19 protein-coding genes and 1 pseudogene are annotated in these 19,483 nt (G+C 68.7%); 10 read left to right on the forward strand and 10 right to left on the reverse strand.

What is annotated here, in order from left to right; all coding sequences use genetic code 11:
- Window positions 1-42: 42 nt before the first annotated feature.
- From MEBOL_RS31955 to MEBOL_RS31965, 3 genes are read left to right on the forward strand one after another with little or no spacing between them, the layout of a single operon-like run.
- Entirely contained in the window at window positions 43-2,358 is a 2,316-nt protein-coding gene (locus MEBOL_RS31955) for a hybrid sensor histidine kinase/response regulator (RefSeq protein ID WP_095980983.1), read from the forward strand.
- 22 nt (window positions 2,359-2,380) lie between these two features.
- Window positions 2,381-3,382 (forward strand): chemotaxis protein CheB, encoded by a 1,002-nt coding sequence (locus MEBOL_RS31960; protein WP_179956483.1) that lies wholly within the window; start codon window positions 2,381-2,383, stop codon window positions 3,380-3,382.
- Window positions 3,376-5,064, forward strand: a complete 1,689-nt coding sequence (locus tag MEBOL_RS31965; protein WP_095980985.1) for a CheR family methyltransferase — start codon at window positions 3,376-3,378, stop codon at window positions 5,062-5,064. Before MEBOL_RS31960 ends, MEBOL_RS31965 begins: the two co-directional genes overlap by 7 nt.
- On the opposite strand, the gene MEBOL_RS31970 is transcribed toward MEBOL_RS31965, so the two are convergent.
- A complete protein-coding gene (locus tag MEBOL_RS31970; RefSeq protein WP_095980986.1) occupies window positions 5,061-5,381 on the reverse strand; it encodes a polyhydroxyalkanoic acid system family protein in 321 nt (106 codons plus the stop codon). The two genes, MEBOL_RS31965 and MEBOL_RS31970, sit on opposite strands and share 4 nt — an antisense overlap.
- Before the next feature lie 195 nt (window positions 5,382-5,576).
- Between MEBOL_RS31970 and MEBOL_RS31975 the strand changes: the two genes are divergently transcribed.
- Together MEBOL_RS31975 and MEBOL_RS31980 are read left to right on the forward strand one after the other, a co-directional pair.
- Window positions 5,577-6,722, forward strand: coding sequence for a DUF1015 family protein (locus MEBOL_RS31975; RefSeq protein ID WP_095980987.1), 1,146 nt, complete (start codon window positions 5,577-5,579; stop codon window positions 6,720-6,722).
- A 47-nt stretch (window positions 6,723-6,769) separates the two neighbouring features.
- Window positions 6,770-7,528 (forward strand): tRNA1(Val) (adenine(37)-N6)-methyltransferase, encoded by a 759-nt coding sequence (locus MEBOL_RS31980; RefSeq protein ID WP_245919003.1) that lies wholly within the window; start codon window positions 6,770-6,772, stop codon window positions 7,526-7,528.
- 15 nt (window positions 7,529-7,543) lie between these two features.
- On the opposite strand, the gene MEBOL_RS31985 is transcribed toward MEBOL_RS31980, so the two are convergent.
- The 3 genes from MEBOL_RS31985 to MEBOL_RS31995 are packed head-to-tail and all read right to left on the reverse strand — an operon-like array spanning window position 7,544 to window position 10,382.
- Window positions 7,544-8,641 carry a hypothetical protein gene (locus MEBOL_RS31985; RefSeq protein ID WP_245919005.1) on the reverse strand — a complete coding sequence of 366 codons (1,098 nt, stop codon included), beginning with the start codon at window positions 8,639-8,641 and terminating at the stop codon, window positions 7,544-7,546.
- Entirely contained in the window at window positions 8,641-9,477 is an 837-nt protein-coding gene (locus tag MEBOL_RS31990) for a hypothetical protein (RefSeq protein ID WP_095980989.1), read from the reverse strand. Before MEBOL_RS31990 ends, MEBOL_RS31985 begins: the two co-directional genes overlap by 1 nt.
- Window positions 9,474-10,382 carry an ABC transporter ATP-binding protein gene (locus MEBOL_RS31995; RefSeq protein ID WP_179956330.1) on the reverse strand — a complete coding sequence of 303 codons (909 nt, stop codon included), beginning with the start codon at window positions 10,380-10,382 and terminating at the stop codon, window positions 9,474-9,476. The genes MEBOL_RS31990 and MEBOL_RS31995 overlap by 4 nt, the downstream gene beginning before the upstream one ends.
- Window positions 10,383-10,629: 247 nt before the next feature.
- On the opposite strand from MEBOL_RS31995, the gene MEBOL_RS32000 reads away from it, so the two are divergent.
- The 5 genes from MEBOL_RS32000 to MEBOL_RS32020 all read left to right on the forward strand — a co-directional run bounded on the left by MEBOL_RS32000 (window position 10,630) and on the right by MEBOL_RS32020 (window position 15,301).
- Window positions 10,630-10,821, forward strand: coding sequence for a hypothetical protein (locus tag MEBOL_RS32000; protein ID WP_095980990.1), 192 nt, complete (start codon window positions 10,630-10,632; stop codon window positions 10,819-10,821).
- Window positions 10,822-10,897: 76 nt separating this feature from the next.
- Window positions 10,898-11,872, forward strand: coding sequence for a porphobilinogen synthase (hemB, locus tag MEBOL_RS32005; protein ID WP_095980991.1), 975 nt, complete (start codon window positions 10,898-10,900; stop codon window positions 11,870-11,872).
- Between the two features lie 71 nt (window positions 11,873-11,943).
- Complete coding sequence (locus MEBOL_RS32010) at window positions 11,944-12,504, forward strand: hypothetical protein (RefSeq protein ID WP_095980992.1); 561 nt, start codon at window positions 11,944-11,946, stop codon at window positions 12,502-12,504.
- A complete protein-coding gene (locus tag MEBOL_RS32015; RefSeq protein WP_095980993.1) occupies window positions 12,501-13,133 on the forward strand; it encodes an RDD family protein in 633 nt (210 codons plus the stop codon). Before MEBOL_RS32010 ends, MEBOL_RS32015 begins: the two co-directional genes overlap by 4 nt.
- Complete coding sequence (locus MEBOL_RS32020; protein ID WP_095980994.1) at window positions 13,118-15,301, forward strand: D-alanine--D-alanine ligase family protein; 2,184 nt, start codon at window positions 13,118-13,120, stop codon at window positions 15,299-15,301. Before MEBOL_RS32015 ends, MEBOL_RS32020 begins: the two co-directional genes overlap by 16 nt.
- A gap of 76 nt (window positions 15,302-15,377) precedes the next feature.
- Here MEBOL_RS32020 and MEBOL_RS32025 read toward each other — a convergent pair whose 3' ends face one another.
- From MEBOL_RS32025 to MEBOL_RS32050, 6 genes and pseudogenes are all read right to left on the reverse strand, one after another.
- Window positions 15,378-15,851 carry a DUF1801 domain-containing protein gene (locus tag MEBOL_RS32025; protein ID WP_095980995.1) on the reverse strand — a complete coding sequence of 158 codons (474 nt, stop codon included), beginning with the start codon at window positions 15,849-15,851 and terminating at the stop codon, window positions 15,378-15,380.
- A 43-nt stretch (window positions 15,852-15,894) separates the two neighbouring features.
- Entirely contained in the window at window positions 15,895-16,356 is a 462-nt protein-coding gene (locus tag MEBOL_RS32030; protein WP_095980996.1) for a DUF1801 domain-containing protein, read from the reverse strand.
- Window positions 16,357-16,374: 18 nt separating this feature from the next.
- Window positions 16,375-16,785, reverse strand: coding sequence for an SRPBCC family protein (locus tag MEBOL_RS32035; protein WP_095980997.1), 411 nt, complete (start codon window positions 16,783-16,785; stop codon window positions 16,375-16,377).
- Window positions 16,782-17,105, reverse strand: a complete 324-nt coding sequence (locus MEBOL_RS32040) for an ArsR/SmtB family transcription factor (protein WP_095980998.1) — start codon at window positions 17,103-17,105, stop codon at window positions 16,782-16,784. Before MEBOL_RS32040 ends, MEBOL_RS32035 begins: the two co-directional genes overlap by 4 nt.
- A 226-nt stretch (window positions 17,106-17,331) precedes the next feature.
- Window positions 17,332-17,559 (reverse strand): annotated as a pseudogene (locus MEBOL_RS32045) (pre-peptidase C-terminal domain-containing protein); the annotation flags it as partial.
- A gap of 164 nt (window positions 17,560-17,723) precedes the next feature.
- Window positions 17,724-19,325: a GMC family oxidoreductase gene (locus MEBOL_RS32050; RefSeq protein WP_170115635.1), complete on the reverse strand. Its 1,602-nt coding sequence runs from the start codon at window positions 19,323-19,325 to the stop codon at window positions 17,724-17,726.
- Window positions 19,326-19,483 lie beyond the last annotated feature (158 nt).

Below are 19,483 nucleotides of genomic sequence, written 5' to 3' on the forward strand. Positions count from 1 at the left end.
CCAACCGGGTGGCGGTGAACGTCGCCCGGCTTCCCTCCGGCCATGGATACCGAAGCCCTCAAGAGATCCCTCCTGCAGAAGTTCCAGGAGGTCAGCGCGGACCGTCTCCAGAAGATCCAGTTGGGCGTGCTCGACCTCGAGAAGCCCACCGCGGATCAAGCGGCGGACGAGGTCGCGCGCGAATTGCACACGATGAAGGGCGAGGCCCGCATGCTGGGCCTGGCCGCCATCGGCCAACTCGCGCACGCGGCCGAGGACCTGCTGCGCGCCGAGCGGGAAGGCAAGACCGCCACCGAGGTGGCGACGGACCTGCTGCTGCGCGCGTGTGACACCATCTCGGACCTCTTGGAGGATCACTCCGGGGCCCAGGGAGGCACGTCCGCCTCCCAGGAGATGTGCGAGGCGCTGTCCGCGGCGTCCGGACACGCGGTGCCGCCCATCGGCGGCGTCAAGGGGGCGTCCCACACGGCCCTGCCCGCGATCCGTCCGGCCGCGCCGCCTCCCCCCCAGAACGTGATGGAGGTCACCGCCGAGTCCGTGGAGCCCTTCCAGGCGGCTCCACCGGTGGCGCCTCCCGCGCCCGCGGCGCCTCCCGCGCCCGCGGCGCCTCCCCGCGCCGCCAAGCCCGAGCACGAGGAGCACCACGCTCACAAGGCCCTGGCCGACCGCAGCATCCGCGTGAACGTCGAGGTGCTCGACTCCCTCGGCCTGCTCGCGGGAGACCTGCTGGTGGAGAGCGCCCGCGGCCGTCTGCGCGCCTCGCAGATCGAGTCCCTGCTCCAGCGCTTCTCCCGCTTGGGGGATCGCTTCCTCAAGCTGGCCGAGCGCCTGGACGTGCCCAACGTGCTGCGCAACGACCTCGAGCACATCGAGGGCGATCTGCACATGCTGCGCGACGACGCGTTCCGCTTCGTGCGCACCAACGGAGACGGGATCGAGGCGCTGCACGGCAACCTGGCCATGATGGCGGACCACGTGGCGGAGGCCCGGCTCGTGCCGCTGGCCACCGTCTTCGACGCCTTCCCGCGCGCGGTGCGTGACCTGTCGCGGGCCCAGGGCAAGGAGGTGGATCTCGTCATCGAGAACGCCGACCTGGGCGTGGATCGCTCGATGCTCAACGACGTGCGCGACGCGCTCGTGCACCTCTTGCGCAATGGCGTGGACCACGGCCTGGAGACGCCCGAGGAGCGGCGCATGCTCGGCAAGCCCAACGCGGGCCGATTGCGCATCCGCGTGCGGGTCGACGGCGACATGCTCAGCATCGAGGTGGACGACGACGGCCGCGGCATGGATCCGCAGAAGCTGCGCGAAGTGGCCGTGCGCAAGCGCCTGTTGACCGAGCATCAGGCCGCCGCCCTGTCCGAGCGCGAGGCCATCGAGCTCGTCTTCCGCCCTGGCTTCTCCACCCGCGAGGAGATCACCGACATCTCCGGCCGCGGCGTGGGCATGGACGTCGTGAAGAAGAAGGTGGAGTCGCTGGGCGGCTCGGTGGGCATCGTCAGCCGCCTGGGCCGGGGCTCTACCTTCACCTTGCGCCTGCCACAGTCGCTGGCGTTGATGAAGGTGCTGCTGGTGCGCCTGGGCGACGACGTCTACGGCATTCCCGCCGCGGACGTGGTGGCGGTGATGCGCGTGAAGCCGGATGATCGCATGGAGGTCTTCGGCACCCTGGCCGTCAAGCACCGGGGCAAGCCCATCGCGCTGGTGGGCCTGGGGCCGCTGCTGGGCGTCAACGGTGGCAACCGCTTCGACAAGCCGCCCGCCGTCGTGGTGCGTCATGGCGATGACCATGCCGCCCTGGTGGTGGATGGCTTCGTGGACGAGCGCGAGGTGGCGGTGAAGCCCTGCGGGGGTGAATTCCTCAAGGGCGCCGCCTTCATCGCCGGGACCGCCGCGCTGGAGGACGGCCGCATCGCGGTGCTCCTGCACGTGCCGGACATCATGACGGAGGTGCGCCGCATGGCGCGGCCCGTCACGCAGGGCACCTCCATCAAGCGCCTCAAGGTGCTGCTGGTGGACGACTCGCCCATCGCCCGGGCCACCGAGTCCGCGCTCGTCAAGGCCCTCGGCCACAGCGTGGACGAGGCCCAGGACGGAGAGGAGGGCTATCTGCGGGCTCAGTCCCAGCCCTATGATTTGATCCTCACGGACGTCCAGATGCCCAGGCTGGATGGCTTCTCGTTCACGCGCAGGCTCAAGTCCACGGCGGGTCTCGCCCGGACTCCGGTCATCATCCTGTCCTCGCTCGCATCACCCGAGGACCGGCGGCGCGGGGCCGAGGCGGGGGCGGATGCCTATCTGGTCAAGGGCGAGTTGGGCGTGGAAAGCTTGGCGCAGACGATCGATCGTCTGACCTGAGACGGGACGAGGAGGGGTGAGTTTGGACGTTGGTGCGTCCGCATACCGCGTGTTGCTCGTGGGCGAGGTGTTCCGCGGCGCTTCACGCGGCCTGTTCGACGGGGTGGTGCTCGCCCCGTCCGGCGTCTGCGCGTTCTCCGAGGCACTGGAGAGCGTGCAGCGGCTTCATCCGGACGTGGTCGTCGTGGACCTGTCCAGCCCTGATTCCCTCAAGGCCATCGCGCGGGTGATGGGCGAGCGCCCCGTGCCCGTGCTCGCGCTGCACCCCGGCCTGCTCTCGGACGCCGAGGCCTTCCAGGCGCTCGCCTCGGGGGCCGTGGACGTGGTGCAGCGCCCCGTCGAGCCCGGCGTCGACTTCTGGCAGACGGTGAGCCGCAAACTGCTCCTGCTGGCCGAGGTGCGGGTGACGCGGCCCGCGGGCCAGGCCAAGCCCGTGCGTCCCGCGCCCGAGGAGGCGCCCTTCCCACTGGTGGCCATCGCCTCGTCGCTCGGCGGCCCCAAGGCCCTTTCCGTGCTCTTGAAGATGCTGCCTCAGGATTTTCCCGCGCCCGTGTGCATCTGCCAGCACATCAGCGATGGTTTCACAGAGGGACTGGCGCAGTGGCTGGGCTCCAGCTCGGCGCTGCGCGTGGTGGAGGCCACCCACGGCGAGGAGATGACGCCCGGGTGTGTCTACATCGCCCGCTCGGGCGCCCACCTGCTGGTGCGCCCCCGCGGCGTGCTGGCGCTGGAGCCAAGCCCTCCGGTGCGCGGTTTCAGGCCGTCCTGTGATGTGCTGCTCATGTCCGCCGCGGAGTCCTTTTCCACGCGCGTGCTGGGCGTCATCCTCACGGGGATGGGCCGGGACGGGGCGCGGGGCCTCAAGGAAATCCGCGAGCGGGGGGGACGCACCATCGCGCAGGACAAGGCGACGTGCGCCGTGTATGGGATGCCCAAGGAGGCCGTGCGCCTGGGTGCCGCCGAGGAAGTCCTTCCGCTCGACCAGATTGGACCAACGCTCACGAAGTGGGTGCGCACATGCTGACGGTGACCTCCAGGGCCCTGCAGCAACTGGCTGCCCTGCTGCTCGAACGTGCCGGGCTCAAGATCACGCCGGACGGCTTCCACAGCCTCCGGCTCGCCCTGTCCACGCGCATGCCCGTCATGGGGCTCGAGGACTCGGAGGAGTACGTGCGGCGCCTGCGTGGCATGGAGGACGAGCTGCGCGCGCTCCTGCCTCTCGTCACCGTGGGCCATACGGAGTTCTTCCGCGATCCCAAGCAGTTCCGGGCGCTGGAGAGCCGCATCCTCCCCGAGGCGCTCGCGCGGGCGCGGCGCGAGACGCGCCGGGTCTCCATCTGGTCCGCGGGCTGCGCCACCGGTGAGGAGCCCTACAGCCTGGCCATGGTGCTGGCCGAGCTGGGCGCGCTGCCCATCGAGGTGGACCTGTGGGCCACCGACTTGAACCTCGCCGCCGTGCAGGCCGCGAGGCAGGGACGCTTCGCGGCCCGGCGCGTGGCCAACATGCCCTCCGAGCGCCGGATCCGCTTCTTCCGGCCCTTGGAGGACGGCTACGAGATCGTCTCCTCGCTCAAGGACTACGTGCGCTTCGACGGGCAGAACCTCGCCGTTCCCGTCTTCGAGAAGGTGAAGCCCGAGTCGCTCGATCTCATCCTCTGCCGCAACGTCATCATCTACTTCGACATGCCCACCATCCGCGCCCTGATGGACCGCTTCCTCTCGGCGCTGCGGCCCGGGGGCCTGCTGCTGTTGGGCTACTCGGAGAGCCTGTTCAAGGTCTACGACCGCTTCGAGATGGTGGAGGTGGAGGGCTCGTTCATCTACCGGCGGCCCCTCAAGCCGCTGGAGCCCCGCGCGCCGGGAAGCGCGCCCAAGCCGATGACGATCGGCTCGCTGCCGCCGTCGACCTCCGCGGAGCGCGCGGCCGTGCTCGCCGCCGCGTCGGCGCTGAGCATCCCCAAGCCTCGCAAGGTGACCCCTCCTCCGCGCCCCATGCTGCCGTCCACCGAGGCGCTGCACCAGGCGCTGGACGCGGGGGCTCCCAAGGCCCCCGAGCCGGCTCCCTCGGACGTGGCCGTGCCCGTGGCCTCCACGCCCACGCGCAAGGTGCCCCGGCTGACCGCTGAGTTCCTCGCGGCCTCGCGCGAGCGCCCGACGACCGAGATGCCCGCGTGGTCGCTGATGCTCTCGCCCGGCGAGCGGCTCAACGCGGCCGTGCGGATGATGGAGCGGGGTGACTTCGTGTCCGCGGTGTCCACCGTGGAGCAACTGCTGACGGACGAGCCGAGCCACCTGGATGCCCTGCTCACCGTGGGTAACCTCTACTCGCTGACGGGGCGGATGTCGGACGCGCGCGATGCCTTCGGACAGGCGCTCAACCGCGAGCCCCTGTGCGTGGAGGCCCGGGTGTTCGGGGGACTCGCGGCGCTGCAGGCCGGTGAGCTCGCCGAGGCCCGCGCGGAACTGGGCAAGGCCCTCTTCCTGGAGCCCTCGCTGGCCATCGGGCACTACCTGATGGCGCAGGTGCACGAGCGCTTGAGCGATCACGAGGCGGCGCGGCGCAGCTACCGCAACGCCATCGCCCAGCTGCGCTTCCCCCAGCGCCCCCTGGCCGGCCACTATCCGGAGCTGCCGGATTCGGCCGAGGCCATCTCCCGCGCGGCGCGCTACGCGCTCGCCGCGCTGGAGGAAGGACCGCTGCTCTAGGCGAGGCCCTTGTTCACGTCGTCCAGGCTCTTCTTGGGGTCCAGCACGGTGCTGAACTTGTCCTGGATGTAGGACTTGGCCTTGCCGCGCAGCAGCATGCCCGGGTCGGTGCCCTCGCCCTGGATGGTGCCGTCGGTGATGGTGAAGTTGGCGTCCAGGCTGATGCCCAGCACCTTGCCATTCACCTTCGCTCCGTCGCCGCTCCAGTTCGACTGCACGCCGTACTTGTCCTTCCAGTACTTCAGAAGCTGCTCGACGCGCTGCCTGGCCTCGTCCTTCGAGAGGGAGTGGGGGACATCGAACTTCATCGTGCCCATCTGGCGCTCCTTTGGGGTTATTCCGCCCTGTATCCGGGGTAGGGACTCCAGGACGGGATGAGAAGCCGGGTCTCGCCGCCAGGAGCTTGGAAGTCAACATTGATGCGCTGCTTCCAGAGGGGTTGGCTCCCTGGACGCCGCTCGGGCGAGAGGGCCTTCCGGGCGGGAAGGCGAGCGCATCCCCACGTTGGGGGCATGGCGCGTGTCCTTCCTTTCTCCGCTCTGCTTCCCTCGCTCGAACCCCACCTGTCGGCGGATGCCGGGGGAGGCGCTTTCAACGCACCGCCCCGGGCCAGCTCGGTTCGTCCCCTGTTGGATCGGGTGGATCCCACGGCGGAACTGGGCCGGTGGCGCGCGGCGGGCTCGCTCCTCCGGGATGCCCGTCCCGCCCTGTACCTGGCCGAGGTGCACAACCCGGACGGACTGCTGGGGGCGCCTCCCGTGCGCTTCCTCTTGTGCGGCCTCGCGCCGGACTCCGCCGAGCCCCTGGAGACCGAGCCCTACCGTCCCCGCTCCGCACAGGTGGAGCCCACCGTCACCCTGGCGGCGGATGATCACGGCGTGTTGAAGGGCCTGCTGGCCGAGGCCGCCGAGCGGGGAAGCATCGTGTGGCAGGGGACCTTCCAGGGCGCGCCCATGTCCCTGCGCCGCATCGAGCCCTCTCCGGTGGCGCGGCGCATCCAGGCGGTGCTCGACGAGGCGCCGCTGCGGCCCCTGGCGGAACTGGACGAGCGCCGGCCGAGCCTCGCGGCCATCGTGCCGTTGTCGGATCCCGGGCTGCACTTCGAGCCGGTGCACCGGGCCGTGCATGGGTTGCCGACCTTCCAGGAGGACACCTTCCTGCGGCTGGTGACGGCCTATGCGCGCGTCTATGACCTCGACGAGCCCCTGACGTCATCGCGAGGGGTGTCGCTGGCGAGTGAGCGGCTGGCCACGCTGGTGCGCGGACACCACGCGGTGTTGCTGGTGCTGCCCGAGGGCCGGGGGAAGATCCTCCGCTTCCGGCAGGGTCTGGACCTGGCGCACCTCAAGGGCGCGCCGCGCAATCCCACGCTGCGCAGCCTGGACCTGGCCCTGCTCAACGCGCTGGTGTTGCGCACGGTGCTGGGCATCCAGGAGCCCGAGCTGCCCGGCCACCCCCAGGTGTTCGCGGTGCGGGGGTTGCATTCGCTCGTGCACGACGTGCGGGAGGGAAAGTACCAGGTGGGCTTCGCGCTCAATCCGCCGCCCCTGTGGGAGGTGCGCGCGGTGATGGAGGCGGCGCAGACCCTGCCCGCGAAGACGCTCCGGGTGGAGCCCGCGCCGCCCGCGGGGCTGCTCTTCCTCGACCCGGAGGCCTAGGACCGAGCGGAGTGAGGATCCTGCGGACAGAGGAGCGGGAAGAGCCCTTGGGCCTATCCCTCGAGCTCCGGCCCGGGGTGGGGGAGACGCTCGATTCCGTGTGCGGCGGGCAGGTCCGGGTGCTCCAGCGCATCCGGGGCTACCGCTTCACCCTGGATCCGGTGTTGCTCGCGCACTTCGCCGTCTTCGAGGCCGGTGCGGTGCGGGGCAGGGTGATGGACCTGGGGACGGGCTGCGGCATCATCCCGCTCATCCTGGCGCGGCGACTGGGCCTGGGCGGCCTCACGGGACTGGAATTGCAGCCGGGCCTGTTCTCGCTCGCCGAGCGCAACGTGCGGCTCAACCGCTGCGAGCGCGAGGTGTCGCTGGTGCGAGGAGACCTGCGCGGGGTGGAGCGGCTGTTTCCCCGAGGGGGCTTCTCCCACGTGTTGTGCAATCCGCCGTACCGGTCGCGGGCGCAGGGCAGGAGCAGCACGGACCTGGAGAAGGCACTCGCGCGGCACGAACTCACGTGCTCCCTCGGCGACGTGGTGCGCTCGGCGGCGTACCTCCTGCGGTGCCGGGGGACGTTCTGCGTGGTGTACCCGGCCTCGCGGCTGTCCGAGTTGATGGCCGTGCTGCGCGCGGAGCGGCTGGAGCCGAGAACCGCGCGACTGGTGCACTCGCGAGGGGGACGTCCCGCGAAGCTCGTGTTGATGCAAGCCGTGAAGGGCGCCCCGAGCGGGCTCACCGTGCTGCCCCCGCTCGTCATCCACGCGAATGACGAGCAGGCCTTTTCCCGGGAAGTCAGCGCGATGGTGGAGTGAGCGGGGGAGGGGTGCTCACCGCGGCTCCTGCTGCTCCTGGCAGAACGTCAGTTGCTTCTTGATGGCGTCGAGTGGCACGGCCATCTCCAGGTTGAAGGACTCGCCGTCGGGCCGCACCTTGGCGAAGTCCAGCAACTGCGCGAGCTTCGTGTCGCCCTCGGTCTGGGCCTTCATCCGCGCGAGCGACAGGGCACCGCCGAGCGACTTGCCCAGGTCCGTCACCTTGGCTGGGTCCGCGCCGTTCACCCTCGCCGTCATGGCGAAGTCCGAGCTCGCGTCCACGTGCAGCTCCACGTTCTCGGCCACCTCGGCCAGCTTCGCCGCCAGCTCCTTTTGATCCGGCGGCAGCAGCTTCTGGAGCTGTTCCACCGAGAGCACGCCGTACATCTCTCCGTACGTCTTGCCCTCGTCGATGACGGGAGGCTCATCCGGCCCGCGGCCCTCCACCCGGTCGAGGATCTGCTTCACCTCGTCCGGTGACCGGCCGAACACCAGCATTTGATCGTTCCACATCCCGATGGGGGAGATCCTGTTCCGCCGCCGGGATCCATCCTCCAGGGTCTGCTCCAACGCGGGCTCGAAGAGCCTGCCCCCCGTTCCATAGTCGTAGTTCGTGGGAGCCCGGCCCTGGAGCACCTGCTTGAGCCGCGGATCCCCGAAGTTGCCCGAGAGGATCACCCCGTCCTCGGTGATCACCATCCGGTCCAGGTCCTGGAGGGGATCCACTCCCGTCTGTTGCTTGAACTTCTCCAGGTCGTCGCTCCCCTGGCGCATCAGGCACTCGAGCAGCATCTCCCCGAGGGGCGAGTGCCGCAGGGCGTTGGCCTCGATGACCATGGCCGACTTGCCCTTGCCCCGGGGCAGCGCCGCGAGCACGGGATCCTTCGGCCTGGCCGGCTCCATCCCCGCGTCGGCCGTGGCCGCCACCGGTGGCGCCATATACGTGCGCCGACGCTCCGCGCGCTGGCGCTCCTCGGGCCGCAGCCATCGGGGGAACTCCACCTTCGCGGGGGGAGGGGCCTCCACTTCGCCTTGTCCGGACACCATCAACCACGCGGCCAGACCGAACAGCCCCCCCGCGAACACCAGCCACATTCCACGGCGCCGTTGCATCAGTAATCCCTTCCCTCGAACCACCAGAAGCCCAGGGACAGCACACCCAGGCTGAACACGAACACCCCCACCAGGAGCATCGGCAACGAGTGCACCTCCAGCGGCTTCGAGGCCGCCAGGTCCATGCTCGCGCTCGCGAGGGAGGACAACCGGGGTATCAGCAGGGTTCCCCCCTTGAAGATCGAGCGCATGAACCCCTCCTCGATGAAGGGGGCGATCTTCGCGCGATAGCCCGCCACGATCCCCAGCACCAGGGTGACGCCTCCGAGCGCCGCGCACAGCGCTGGACTGCGCACCAGCGTCGAGGTGGTCAGCATCACCGAATACACCGCCGCGAAGCTCACGCACGCGAGCAGCGCCGCGATGATGGGCCCCATCGTCCAGTAGCCCGTCTTCACCCCGAAGATGACCACCAGCCCCACCGAGCCATACACCGCTCCGAGCACCGCGAGCGTCATCACCCCGATGAAGGTGCCCGCGAGGATGTGCCAGCGGCGCAGGGGCAGGGCGAGCAGGTGCTCGATGCGGCCGGGAGACATCAGGCTTGGCGCGAAGTCCGAGCACGCCACGACGCCAAACAGGATGCCTCCGTAGAAGACGAGGCCGGCGGCCGTCATGAACACCGGCCGCAGGGCCACGTCCACCGCGCGGATGTCCTTGGAGATCAGCTCGCCGAACAGCCGGGACGCCGCCAGGGCTCCGTCCACCACCTCGATGCGCAGGCTCAGGGCGATGGTCACGAGCAGTCCCGTGACCCCCAGGAGGAAGGCCAGGATGAACTTGCGCGCCGCGGCCTCGCGCAACACGTAGCCCGCGATTCCCATCACGGCCTTCATGCCGCCACCTCCATGGCCGACGTCAACACGGCCTCCAGATCCCGCGCCTCGCGCCGCAGCTCCACCAGCAGGGCCCCCATGGCCCTCGCCTTGTCCAACGCCGCGTTCAGCTCCGCCGCGTCCGCCGCCTCCACCCGGTACAGGCCCTCGGTTTCCGCCGCCACGAAGCCCGCCGCCGCGAGCGCGTGCGCGTCCGCCCCGGGCGCGAAGCGCACCGTCCACAACGCGCCGCCTCGGGACAGCTCCTCGAGCCGTCCCTCGCGCAGCAACTGGCCTCGCGCGAGGATCGCCACCCGGTCACACACGCGCTCGGTCTCCGCCAGCAGATGCGAATTGAGGAAGAGCGTGGCGCCGCGCCTCACCTCTTCTTGAAGGATGCGCCGCACCTCCACCCGGCCCAGGGGATCGATGCCATCGGTGGGCTCGTCCAGGATGAGCAGCTCCGGGTCGCCGAGCAGCGCCGCCGCGAGTCCCAGACGCTGGCGCATGCCCTTCGAGTAGCCGCCGATGCGCCGTCCCCGGGCCTCCGCGAGGCCCACGCGCTCGAGCAGCCGCTGGTTCGCGGCCGGGTCCGGCGTCATTCCCTTGAGCCGCGTCACGGTGGCCAAGAAGGTCGGCGCGAGCCAGGAGCCCGGCAGGTGCAGACGCTCGGGGAGATAGCCGATGCGCGCCCGGATGCGGGGATCCTCGGGTGAGCCACCCAGCACCCGCACGGTACCGGCCGTGGGCTGCACGATGCCCAGGATGCTCTTGATGAACGTGGTCTTCCCCGCGCCGTTCGGACCGATCAACCCGAAGGCGCTTCCCCCGGGGACGCACAGGTCCACGCCGCGAAGGGCCTCATGTCCCGGACGCCACCAGCGCCGGTAGCTCTTCCGCAGTCCCACAACCTCGATGGCGATCACACCGCACTCTACGATGACGCCCGGAGGACATTTCCACCGGGACAACTCATGCCCGGAGGGCGAGCGGGTTCCGGGCGCGAGGCCTGGCGACACGGATTGCGCACCCCGGGAACAAACTTTCGCACTTTCTTCCCGGCTCTCCCGACTTCGGTCCGCCTCGGCCTCCGTGGTTTCGCACCTTTGGGTGGTGAGCCCGTATGGCGCGGGGTGTGCAAACTCCTGGGACCGACTGGGGAGGCTTGAATCTATGTTCACCAACGAATGGATGGAGAAGGAGTTGCGCGCGGCCCGGCGGGAGCTGGCCGAGGCGGAGCGGGGCCTGAAGGCGAACACCGAGGCGGCTCGGACGCGCTATGCCCGGGCCCTTCATGAAGCGGACCTCGCCGAGGGCCGGGCCGCCCGCCTGGCCCGGGAGAGTGCCCAGTTCGTGAGCAGCTGACTCCCTGGCCGCCCTCGGGCCAGCCCCGAGGAGACAAATCCTGCCCGGAGGCCCTGAGCGGTTTATACCGTCGCTCATGGCTTATCCGATCCACCGGCCCCGGCGGTTGCGCCGCACGGCGGCTCTTCGTGACATGGTGCGCGAGACCACGCTCGCGCCCTCGGACTTCATCTATCCGCTCTTCGTCGTGGAAGGCCGGGACGTGCGCCGTCCCATCGCCTCCATGCCGGGTGTCTTCAACCTGTCGCTGGAGCACACCGTCGCCGAGGCGCGCCGGGCCCATGCGCTGGGCGTCAAGGCGGTGATCCTCTTCGGGATTCCGGATCACAAGGACGCCCAGGGCTCGCAGGCCTACGCGACCGAGGGCATCGTCCAGCGCGCCGTGCGCGAGCTCAAGAACGCGCTGCCGGACCTGCTCGTCATCGTGGACGTGTGCCTGTGCGAGTACACGGACCATGGCCACTGCGGGCTCATCGACGGGGGCCATGTGGCCAATGACTCCACGCTGCCCCTGCTCGCGCGCATGGCCGTCACCTGCGCCCAGGCGGGCGCGGACATCATCGCCCCCTCGGACATGATGGACGGGCGCGTGGCCGCCATCCGCTCGGCGCTCGACGAGGTGCGCCTCACCGACGTGCCCGTCATGTCCTACGCCGCCAAGTACGCCTCGGCCTTCTACGGGCCCTTCCGCGAGGCGGCCCAGAGCACGCCCCAGTTCGGCGATCGCCGGGGCTACCAGATGGACCCGGGCAACGTGCGCGAGGCCCTCAAGGAGGTCGATCTGGACCTGGAGGAAGGCGCGGACATGCTCATCGTGAAGCCCGCGCTGTCCTACCTGGACATCATCCGCCTGGTGCGTGACCGCGTGGACGTCCCCGTGGTGGCCTACAACGTGTCCGGCGAGTACGCCATGGTGAAGGCGGCCGCCCAGAACGGGTGGGTGGACGGGGATCGGATGACGCTGGAGATTCTCACCTCCATGAAGCGCGCCGGCTCGGACCTGATCATCACCTATCACGCGCTCGAGGCCGCGAAGCTGCTGGGTGCCTGACAGCCCGAGGCCCCGTTGCACACGGGGCTTGCGTCCACCCCCCTCCTTGAGCGCAAAGATCCGGATTGGCCATGGCCCCCCGCAAGAAGAAACGGCCCCCCGCTCGTAAGGCGACCCCTCCGAAGACGACCGCCCGGCGCACACCTCGCGCGGGCAAGCGTCCAGGGGCCGCCCGTGCCGTCATACCCGCCGCGCCGCGGCTCCTCCAATACAAGGTCGTCGAGCTGTCCACGGTGGACGAGGGGACGCTCGATCGCACCGTGAACGAGTGGAGCGCGCGGGGGTGGACGCTGGATGGCGTGCAGTTCGCCATGCGCGAGTCCTCCAAGCGTCCCGCCATGGCGTTCGTCTTCTTCACGCGAGAGGGCGCGCCCGCGGCTCCGGACGTGGAGTCCGCGCGCGATCGGCTCCGGGAGATGTCCGAGACGGGCTCGCCCACGGCGCGGCTCGTGGCCTCCCCGGACTTCACCGGCAACGCGGCCGCGTCCACCAGCGAGTATGTCTATTCCCGCCCACCCGGCATGGTGAGCGCCCACGAGCGGCTGGCCCAACTGGCGGGCCTGGACGAGCCCGAGCGTCCCGAGCGTGGCCTCATCCTGGAGCCCGAGCCCGACGAGGAGTCTGGCGTTTGAACGCTCCGGCCAGACCGCATGCCGCCACGCGCCCCAAGGGCCTGCGCGTGGTGCACGAGGGGGAGCAGAACGGCTCGCCCTATCCCAAGGCCTCGCTGTGGATGCGTCTGGGCGCGCGCCTGGTGGACGTGTCCGTGGCGTGGGGCCTGTATGTGCTGGGCGGTGCCGCGGGCGGGGTGGTGGCGCTGCTCTTCCTGCTCCTGGCCGACGGCATGCTCCAGGGCCAGAGTGTGGGCAAGCGCATCTTCGGCGTGAAGGTGATGCACCTGCCCACGCGCTCGGCCGCGCGCCACCGCGACAGCACGCTGCGCAACGCGCCCCTGGCCCTCATCGTCCTGCTCGGGATGATGCCCGAGCCCCTGGGCCGGGTGGCCTTCTTCGCCGCGCTCGTCGTCATCGGCGGGGTGGAGACGCTGCGCCTGGTGAGGGATCCCCTCGGCTGGAGGCTCGGAGACACCTGGGCCCAGACGCAAGTGGTGGACGGCAAGGTCGTCGCTGGAGCGACCACCGCCGTGCGTTCACCCGTGACGCCCGCGCGCGTCCCGGGACGATTCCTGTCCGCGGCCCGGGTTCGCCGGTGCCGCTCGTTCACGCAGTCCCCAAGGGGTAAGCCGTGCGCATCGCGCTGACGTACAACCTCAAGCTGTCCGACGCGGAAGAAGAGGCGGAGTTCGATTCCCAGGACACGGTGAACACCCTGGCCGCCGCCATCGAGCGGCTGGGTCACCGGCTGGAGCGCTTCGAGGTCAGCGGTCCCGCCTCGCGCACCGTGGCCCGCTTGGAGGCCTACAGCCCAGACCTCATCTTCAACATCGCGGAAGGCCGTCGAGGCCGTTTCCGCGAGGCCTTCTACCCGGCGCTCTTCGAGGAGCTGGGCTTCGCGTACACCGGCTCGGACGCCTATGCCCTGGCGCTGACGCTCGACAAGCAGCTCACCAAGCTCGTGCTGAGCAAGCACGGCATCCGCACCCCGGGCTGGCAGTTCGTCGAGCACCTCAACGAACTCAAGGCCGAGGAGCTGCGCTTTCCCGTCATCATCAAGCCCAACTTCGAGGGCTCCTCCAAGGGCATCACCCAGAACTCGGTGGCCGAGACGGTCGAGGAGGCCCGCGAGAAGGTGGCCCAGGCGCTCGCGCGCTACCCCGCGGGGGTCCTGGTGGAGGAGTTCATCCGGGGCACCGACATCACGGTGCCCTTCCTGGCCGCGGTGCAGAACGACCATGACGGCGTGCTCAACCCGGTGGGCTACGACTTCGATCCGGCGGCCCTGGCCAGCCGCAAGTACGCCATCTACGACTACGACCTGAAGACGAAGCGGGAGCAGCTGGTCAAGGTCCGCGCTCCCGCGAACATCTCCGGCAAGCTGGCCGAGGAGATGCGCACCCTGTCGAAGAAGATCCTCCACGTGCTCGATTGCCGGGATCTGGGGCGGATCGACTTCCGGCTGAGCGACGCGGGCGTGCCGTACTTCCTGGAGATCAACGCGCTGCCGAGCCTGCATCCGGACGCGGGCATCTACGCCGCCGCGGCCCTGGAGGGCGTGCACCTGGACGGCGTCGTCAACGCCGTCATCCAGAGCGCGGCGCGGCGCTACAAGATCAAGGACGGCAAGCGCGCGGGCAAGCCGACGCGCAAGACGGGCCCCCTGCGCGTGGGCTTCACCTACAACGTCAAGCGCGTGAAGCCCGTGGCGGACGCCGTGGCGGTGGAGGACAGCGAGGCGGAGTACGACTCGCCCACCACGCTGCAGAAGATTCGCGAGGCCATCGCCTCCTGGGGTCACGAGGTGGTGGACCTGGAGGCCACGGCGGAACTGCCCAGCGTGCTGGCGAGCACGCCGCTGGACATCGTGTTCAACATCGCCGAGGGCTTCAAGGGCCGCAACCGCGAGAGCCAGGTGCCCGCCATGCTGGAGCTCCTGGACATTCCGTACACGGGCAGTGATCCGGCCACGCTCTCCATCGCGCTCGACAAGGCCCTGGCCAAGAAGATTGTCCGTCAGGCGGGCATCCACACGCCCAACTTCCAGCTCATGCACACGGGCAAGGAGCGGCTCAACAAGGAGTTCACCACCTTCCCGCTCATCGTGAAGCCGGTGGCGGAGGGCTCCTCGAAGGGCGTGCTCACCAAGAGCGTGTGCAACAGCGAGGCGGAGCTGCGCGAGGTGGTGAAGGAGATCGTCACCAAGTACCAGCAGCCCGCGCTCATCGAGGAGTACATCGGCGGGCGGGAGTTCACGGTGGGCCTGCTGGGCGAGCGCCGTCCGCGCGTGCTGCCGCCCATGGAGATCGTCTTCCTGGACAAGGAGGACAAGACGCCCATCTACAGCTTTCAGCACAAGCTGGATTGGAACGATCGCATCCGCTACGACGCGCCGGCGAAGCTCGAGCCGGCGCTGCTGGAGAAGCTGCGAGCGGCGGCGCGCGGCTCGTTCATGGCGCTGGGGTGCCGGGACGTGGCGCGCATCGACTTCCGCATGGATGACAAGGGGCGCCTGTACTTCATCGAGTGCAACCCGTTGCCGGGGCTCACGCCGGGCTGGAGCGACCTGGTGCTGATCGCCCAGGGCGCGGGCATGGACTACCGGGGACTCATTGGGGAAATCATGGCCCCGGCCATCCGCCGCTACAAGGAGCGCGAGGCCCGCCGCGCCGCGGACGAGAGCGCCCTGATGAAGCTGGCCATGGAGAAGGCCGCACAAGAGAAGGCCGCCCTGAGCGAGGAGAAGGCGGCGGGCTCGGGGGGCGGCGGCCTGGGCGCCGGAGCGGCCCCCCAGCGTCTGGAGATGAAGGCCTGACGAAGGAGAAGGGCGGCGGCTAAAAGAAAGCCCAGCAATCCGAGAGGGTTGCTGGGCTTTTTCCTTGCCCCCATTCTCAAGCGCTCTTGGGTCTCTTCTGGGCGCGGACGGAGACAGCGGTAGCTCGCACCGACGTGTTCAGTGCCACGGCGGCGCGAATGAGCGCCTTCAACGCCTTTTCATCGATCTTGTCGCCCTCATGGAAATCGATGGCACGCCGGGTGTTGCCTTCGAGGCTGGAGTTGAAGAGGCCTGACGGGTCCTCCAACGAGGCTCCCTTGGCGAAGGTCATCTTCACGGCATTCTTGTACGTCTCACCGGTGCAGATCATTCCGGCGTGCGACCACACCGGAACCCCTCTCCACTTCCACTCCTCGATCACTTCGGGCTCGGCCTGCTTGATGAGAGTTCGGATCCGAGCGAGCGTTTCGCCCCGCCAATCATTCAGCTCCTTGATCCTCGCATCGATCAGCTGAGAGGGAGAGTCTCCTCCTTCTTCTTCCTTCGAGCCGATCGTCTTCTTCTTGAGGGTGGTTGTCGTTTTCTTCATGGTGGTTGTCGCTCGCCAGTCAGCCGTACTTCGCACTGGCCGCTCACATTCGTTCGCCAGGCAATTGGCTGGCTTGCTTCACCCAAGCGGCGAACTGAGCTTCGTCGAGCTGGTCGTCCTCATGGATGTCGAGGTAACGCGTGTCCTGGCTCTTGGACTCGCCGGGGGGAACAGGACTCAGCGACGTGCCGCGAAAGAAAGCCACCTTGATGTACTTCGTGAAGCAATGGATGCCGAGGAACCAGCCTTGGCCCTCGACTCCGTACATCGGTGAGTTCCATTTGACTGCCTTGTGCACGCCGGGGATGGTGCGCGCGATGAGCGCGTCGAGGCGAAGCCCGACGTCACGTTTCCAGCCCGGCATGGCCGCGATGTAGGCCTGCACGGGGGCGTCGCCATAGGCCTTCGCGATCTGCGGGTTGCCGCCTGAGAGGAGGGCCGGCTTCCGCGGCTTGGCCGCCTTCTTTGTGACCGTCGCCGGCTTCTTGGACGTCTTGTTGGACATTGCGTTCACCCTCGGACTTCAATCTACCCGCGCCAAGACTTGCTCCAGGTTCGTGAAGAACTGCCGCCACCCGCCCTTGGCACCCTGGTAGGCCTGCTGCTGATCCGGCCGGAAGCCCGCCTGCTCCATGCGCAGATGGGTCCCCGTTCTCGTTGGGGTGAGAGTCCAGGTGACGACACTCTCGAGACCATAGGCCGCCCACGTGTAAGACAGCGTTTTGTGCAGCTCGATTGCCAGGACCTGACAGTCAACTGCGCCCCAGTCCGCGCGAAGATTGAAACCGTGGCCCACGACAGGCTTGAAGTCGTTCTTCATGAGCCACTCCTCGATCAAGTGGGGTTGCGTGAGCGCGCGCCAGATCTTTTCCGGCGGAAAAGGCACCTCCCGTTCAACAACGACGGAGCGCGTTTCGGTCACAGCGTTGCTCATTGGTCCATCCTTTTGAGGAGATCTTCGAGTTGGTCGAACCGGTTTTGCCAGAAGCCGGCCATTTGGCTTGTCCAGTCGATCAGCGGGGCCAAGGCGCCGAGCTGCGCGCTGTAGTGTGTGTGGCGACCTTCGTGGCGGTCGCGCACCAACCCGGCCTGCTTCAGGACCCCGAGGTGCTTCGAGACGACCGGTTGCGAGACCCCGGCCCGAGCCGTCAGATCCCCGACCGTCTTCTCTCCTTCGCGGCACAGTCGTTCGAAGAGAGCCCGCCGAGTCGGATCGGCGAGCGTTCTGAAGAGTACGTCGTGAGCTGTCGACATGTGGGATCAATACCCTGCTGGCTATTGGTTGACGTATAGCTACTGGGGTATGTGTGAGTCAACCGGAAACGTGGAGCGGCACCATGATCCTCGTCACACGAGCCAGCGGCCATGGGGATGGAGCGGAGGGGGTGCGAGGAAAGACCGCCGACAGGTGCCACCCGGGCTGCGCGCCGGGCCGGTGGAGAGGCCGTGTGGGATGGCCCTCGCGCCGGGGCCAGCTGGACTACTGGATCGTCCAGTCCACCGTGCCGCCGCAGCTGTAGGTGAAGTAGCAGCCCGCGCGGATCTGGTACGTGCCGCTGGTGATGCTGGTGAAGGTCAGTCTCGAGGCGTAACCGTTGAAGCAGCCGTTATCGTTGGCGGCGACCTGCGTGGCGGAAGGGCCATAGAGCCGCAGGTAGGTGTCGTCCGTGGCGTCACCGCAGGTGCTCACGGTGATCGTCTGGCCCGCGGCGAGGGAGACGTTCTGATTTCCCCCTCTTCATCGTGCACCATGACGCGGAGGCCCTCCTGGGAGATGAGTAGCTAGAGCGCCAAGTTGCCTGCTCTCGCCATTTCTTCTCTGTTTGTCCTTCTAAAAGAAGCACCCTCCCTCGATCTTGAAAGGGGTGAGGCTCAGGCCTTCTCGAGGATGAGCCGTCCGCAGCGGTCGCCGACCATCATCGCGGGCGCGTTGGTGTTGCCCGAGGTGATGACAGGCATGATCGCGGCGCTCGCCAGCCGCAGGCCCTGGACACCTCGCACGCGCAGTTGCGGATCCGCCACGGCCAGCTCGTCCGTGCCCATCTTGCACGTCCCCACCGAGTGGAAGTCGGACTCGGAATACTGACGGAGGGCCTCCACCAGTTGCTCATCGGTGACGGTGTCGGGGCCCGGCGAGTGCTCCACGTCCTCCACCGCGTCGCGCAGGCTTGGCGACCCGAGGAGCTGGCGGATGAGCTTGTAGCCCTCGAGCTGGTTGGCGAGATCCTCGTCCGTGCTCAGGAAATTCGGATCGATGATGGGGGCGTCCCGGTGGTTCGCCGAGCGCAGCTTCACGGTGCCGCGGCTCGTCGGGTGCAGGTTGATGAGACCCAGGGCGAGCGCCTCGGAGGGATGGGAGCCCCAGCCGTAGCGCATGTAATACGACTGGACCTGGAACTTCGGAGACCCCGGGCGGGGCCCGTTGCCGGCGAAGAGGTTCACGTCCATGGTGGTGGTGTGGGAGGCAGGCTCGGGCTGCCGCAGCTTTCGCACCGCCACCGAGACCAGGTGGTCATGCAGGTTCTTCCCCACGCCCGGCACGTTGGCCACCACGGGAATGCCGTGGGCCTCGAGCTCCGCCGAAGCGCCGATGCCCGAGAGCATCAGGAGCTGGGGCGTCTGGATGGTGCCGGTGCAGACGATGACCTCGCGCCCGGCCCGCACGGACATCTCCCCGCCCTGTTGGTCGATGATGACGCGGTCGAGCTTCTTCGAGCCATCGAAGGAGAGGCGCTTCACCCAGGCATTCATCATGAGCGTGAGCCGGGGGTTGGCCAGGTGCTGCGAGACGAAGGCGGCGAAGGCGTCCTGGCGGATGCCCTCCACCACGTTGAGCTGGCTATAGGTAGCGCCGAGCTGGTTGTCGCCGTTGTAGTCCTCGTTGAAGGGGTAGCCGAGGTTGACGGCGGCCTGGACAATGGCCTGGGACAACGAGTGACGGGAGGTCAGTGAGTTCGAGGGGCGGATCGGCCCGCTCAGGGCCTGGAAGGAGGGCAGGACGCTGGCGAAGTCCCAGCCGGAGCACCCGGCCGCGGCCCACCCGTCGTAGTCGGCCCGGTTGCCAAGAACCCAGACCATGCCGTTGATGGCGCTGCTGCCGCCGAGCACCCGGCCGCAGGAGTAGGACTGGGTCTTGCCCTTCAAGGCCGCTTGCGGCTCGGACCTGAAAGCCCAGTCGGTCTCGGCGCCCGGCTGGGTCAGCCGGTAGGACTGGGTGAAGTCCCGGATCTCCTCGCGGTCGTTCGTGCCTCCCGCCTCGATGAGCAGGACGCGCGCGTCCGAGTCCGTGAGGAGCCGGGCGGCCAAGGTACAGCCCGAGGAGCCGGCACCGATGATGATGTAGTCGTACTCGGTGGAGTCCGAGCAACCGATGAGCGTGGGCATCGCGAGCGCCGCGCCCGAAAGACCCAGCAGCTTCAGCAGGTCGCGGCGGGAGTACCGGCCGGCCGCCGCCGTCTGGAGAAGCCCTTTCATGTCGGGGGACTTCATGTTCCTACGCATGGGAGTTTTACCTTTCTGAAAGAGTGGAGTCGGAGAGCCAGGAAGAGCACCGCGGCGCGCACCGGGATGGAGGTGGCGGGCAATGCCCCAGCCACGGAAGTAGCGGTGGCGAAGCGCGCGCCCTTCTACGC

It is taken from the genome of Melittangium boletus DSM 14713 (assembly GCF_002305855.1).
Classification (GTDB): domain Bacteria; phylum Myxococcota; class Myxococcia; order Myxococcales; family Myxococcaceae; genus Cystobacter; species Cystobacter boletus.

Excerpts from the sequence above, each read along its gene's own strand:
- MEBOL_RS31955 (WP_095980983.1), top strand. The coding sequence starts at position 43 with ATGGATACCGAAGCCCTCAAGAGATCCCTCCTGCAGAAGTTCCAGGAG.
- MEBOL_RS31965 (WP_095980985.1), top strand. The coding sequence starts at position 3,376 with ATGCTGACGGTGACCTCCAGGGCCCTGCAGCAACTGGCTGCCCTGCTG.
- MEBOL_RS31970 (WP_095980986.1), bottom strand. The coding sequence starts at position 5,381 with ATGGGCACGATGAAGTTCGATGTCCCCCACTCCCTCTCGAAGGACGAG.
- MEBOL_RS31975 (WP_095980987.1), top strand. The coding sequence starts at position 5,577 with ATGGCGCGTGTCCTTCCTTTCTCCGCTCTGCTTCCCTCGCTCGAACCC.
- MEBOL_RS31985 (WP_245919005.1), bottom strand. The coding sequence starts at position 8,641 with ATGCAACGGCGCCGTGGAATGTGGCTGGTGTTCGCGGGGGGGCTGTTC.
- MEBOL_RS31990 (WP_095980989.1), bottom strand. The coding sequence starts at position 9,477 with ATGAAGGCCGTGATGGGAATCGCGGGCTACGTGTTGCGCGAGGCCGCG.
- MEBOL_RS32000 (WP_095980990.1), top strand. The coding sequence starts at position 10,630 with ATGTTCACCAACGAATGGATGGAGAAGGAGTTGCGCGCGGCCCGGCGG.
- hemB (WP_095980991.1), top strand. The coding sequence starts at position 10,898 with ATGGCTTATCCGATCCACCGGCCCCGGCGGTTGCGCCGCACGGCGGCT.
- MEBOL_RS32010 (WP_095980992.1), top strand. The coding sequence starts at position 11,944 with ATGGCCCCCCGCAAGAAGAAACGGCCCCCCGCTCGTAAGGCGACCCCT.
- MEBOL_RS32025 (WP_095980995.1), bottom strand. The coding sequence starts at position 15,851 with ATGAAGAAAACGACAACCACCCTCAAGAAGAAGACGATCGGCTCGAAG.
- MEBOL_RS32030 (WP_095980996.1), bottom strand. The coding sequence starts at position 16,356 with ATGTCCAACAAGACGTCCAAGAAGCCGGCGACGGTCACAAAGAAGGCG.
- MEBOL_RS32035 (WP_095980997.1), bottom strand. The coding sequence starts at position 16,785 with ATGAGCAACGCTGTGACCGAAACGCGCTCCGTCGTTGTTGAACGGGAG.
- MEBOL_RS32040 (WP_095980998.1), bottom strand. The coding sequence starts at position 17,105 with ATGTCGACAGCTCACGACGTACTCTTCAGAACGCTCGCCGATCCGACT.
- MEBOL_RS32050 (WP_170115635.1), bottom strand. The coding sequence starts at position 19,325 with ATGAAAGGGCTTCTCCAGACGGCGGCGGCCGGCCGGTACTCCCGCCGC.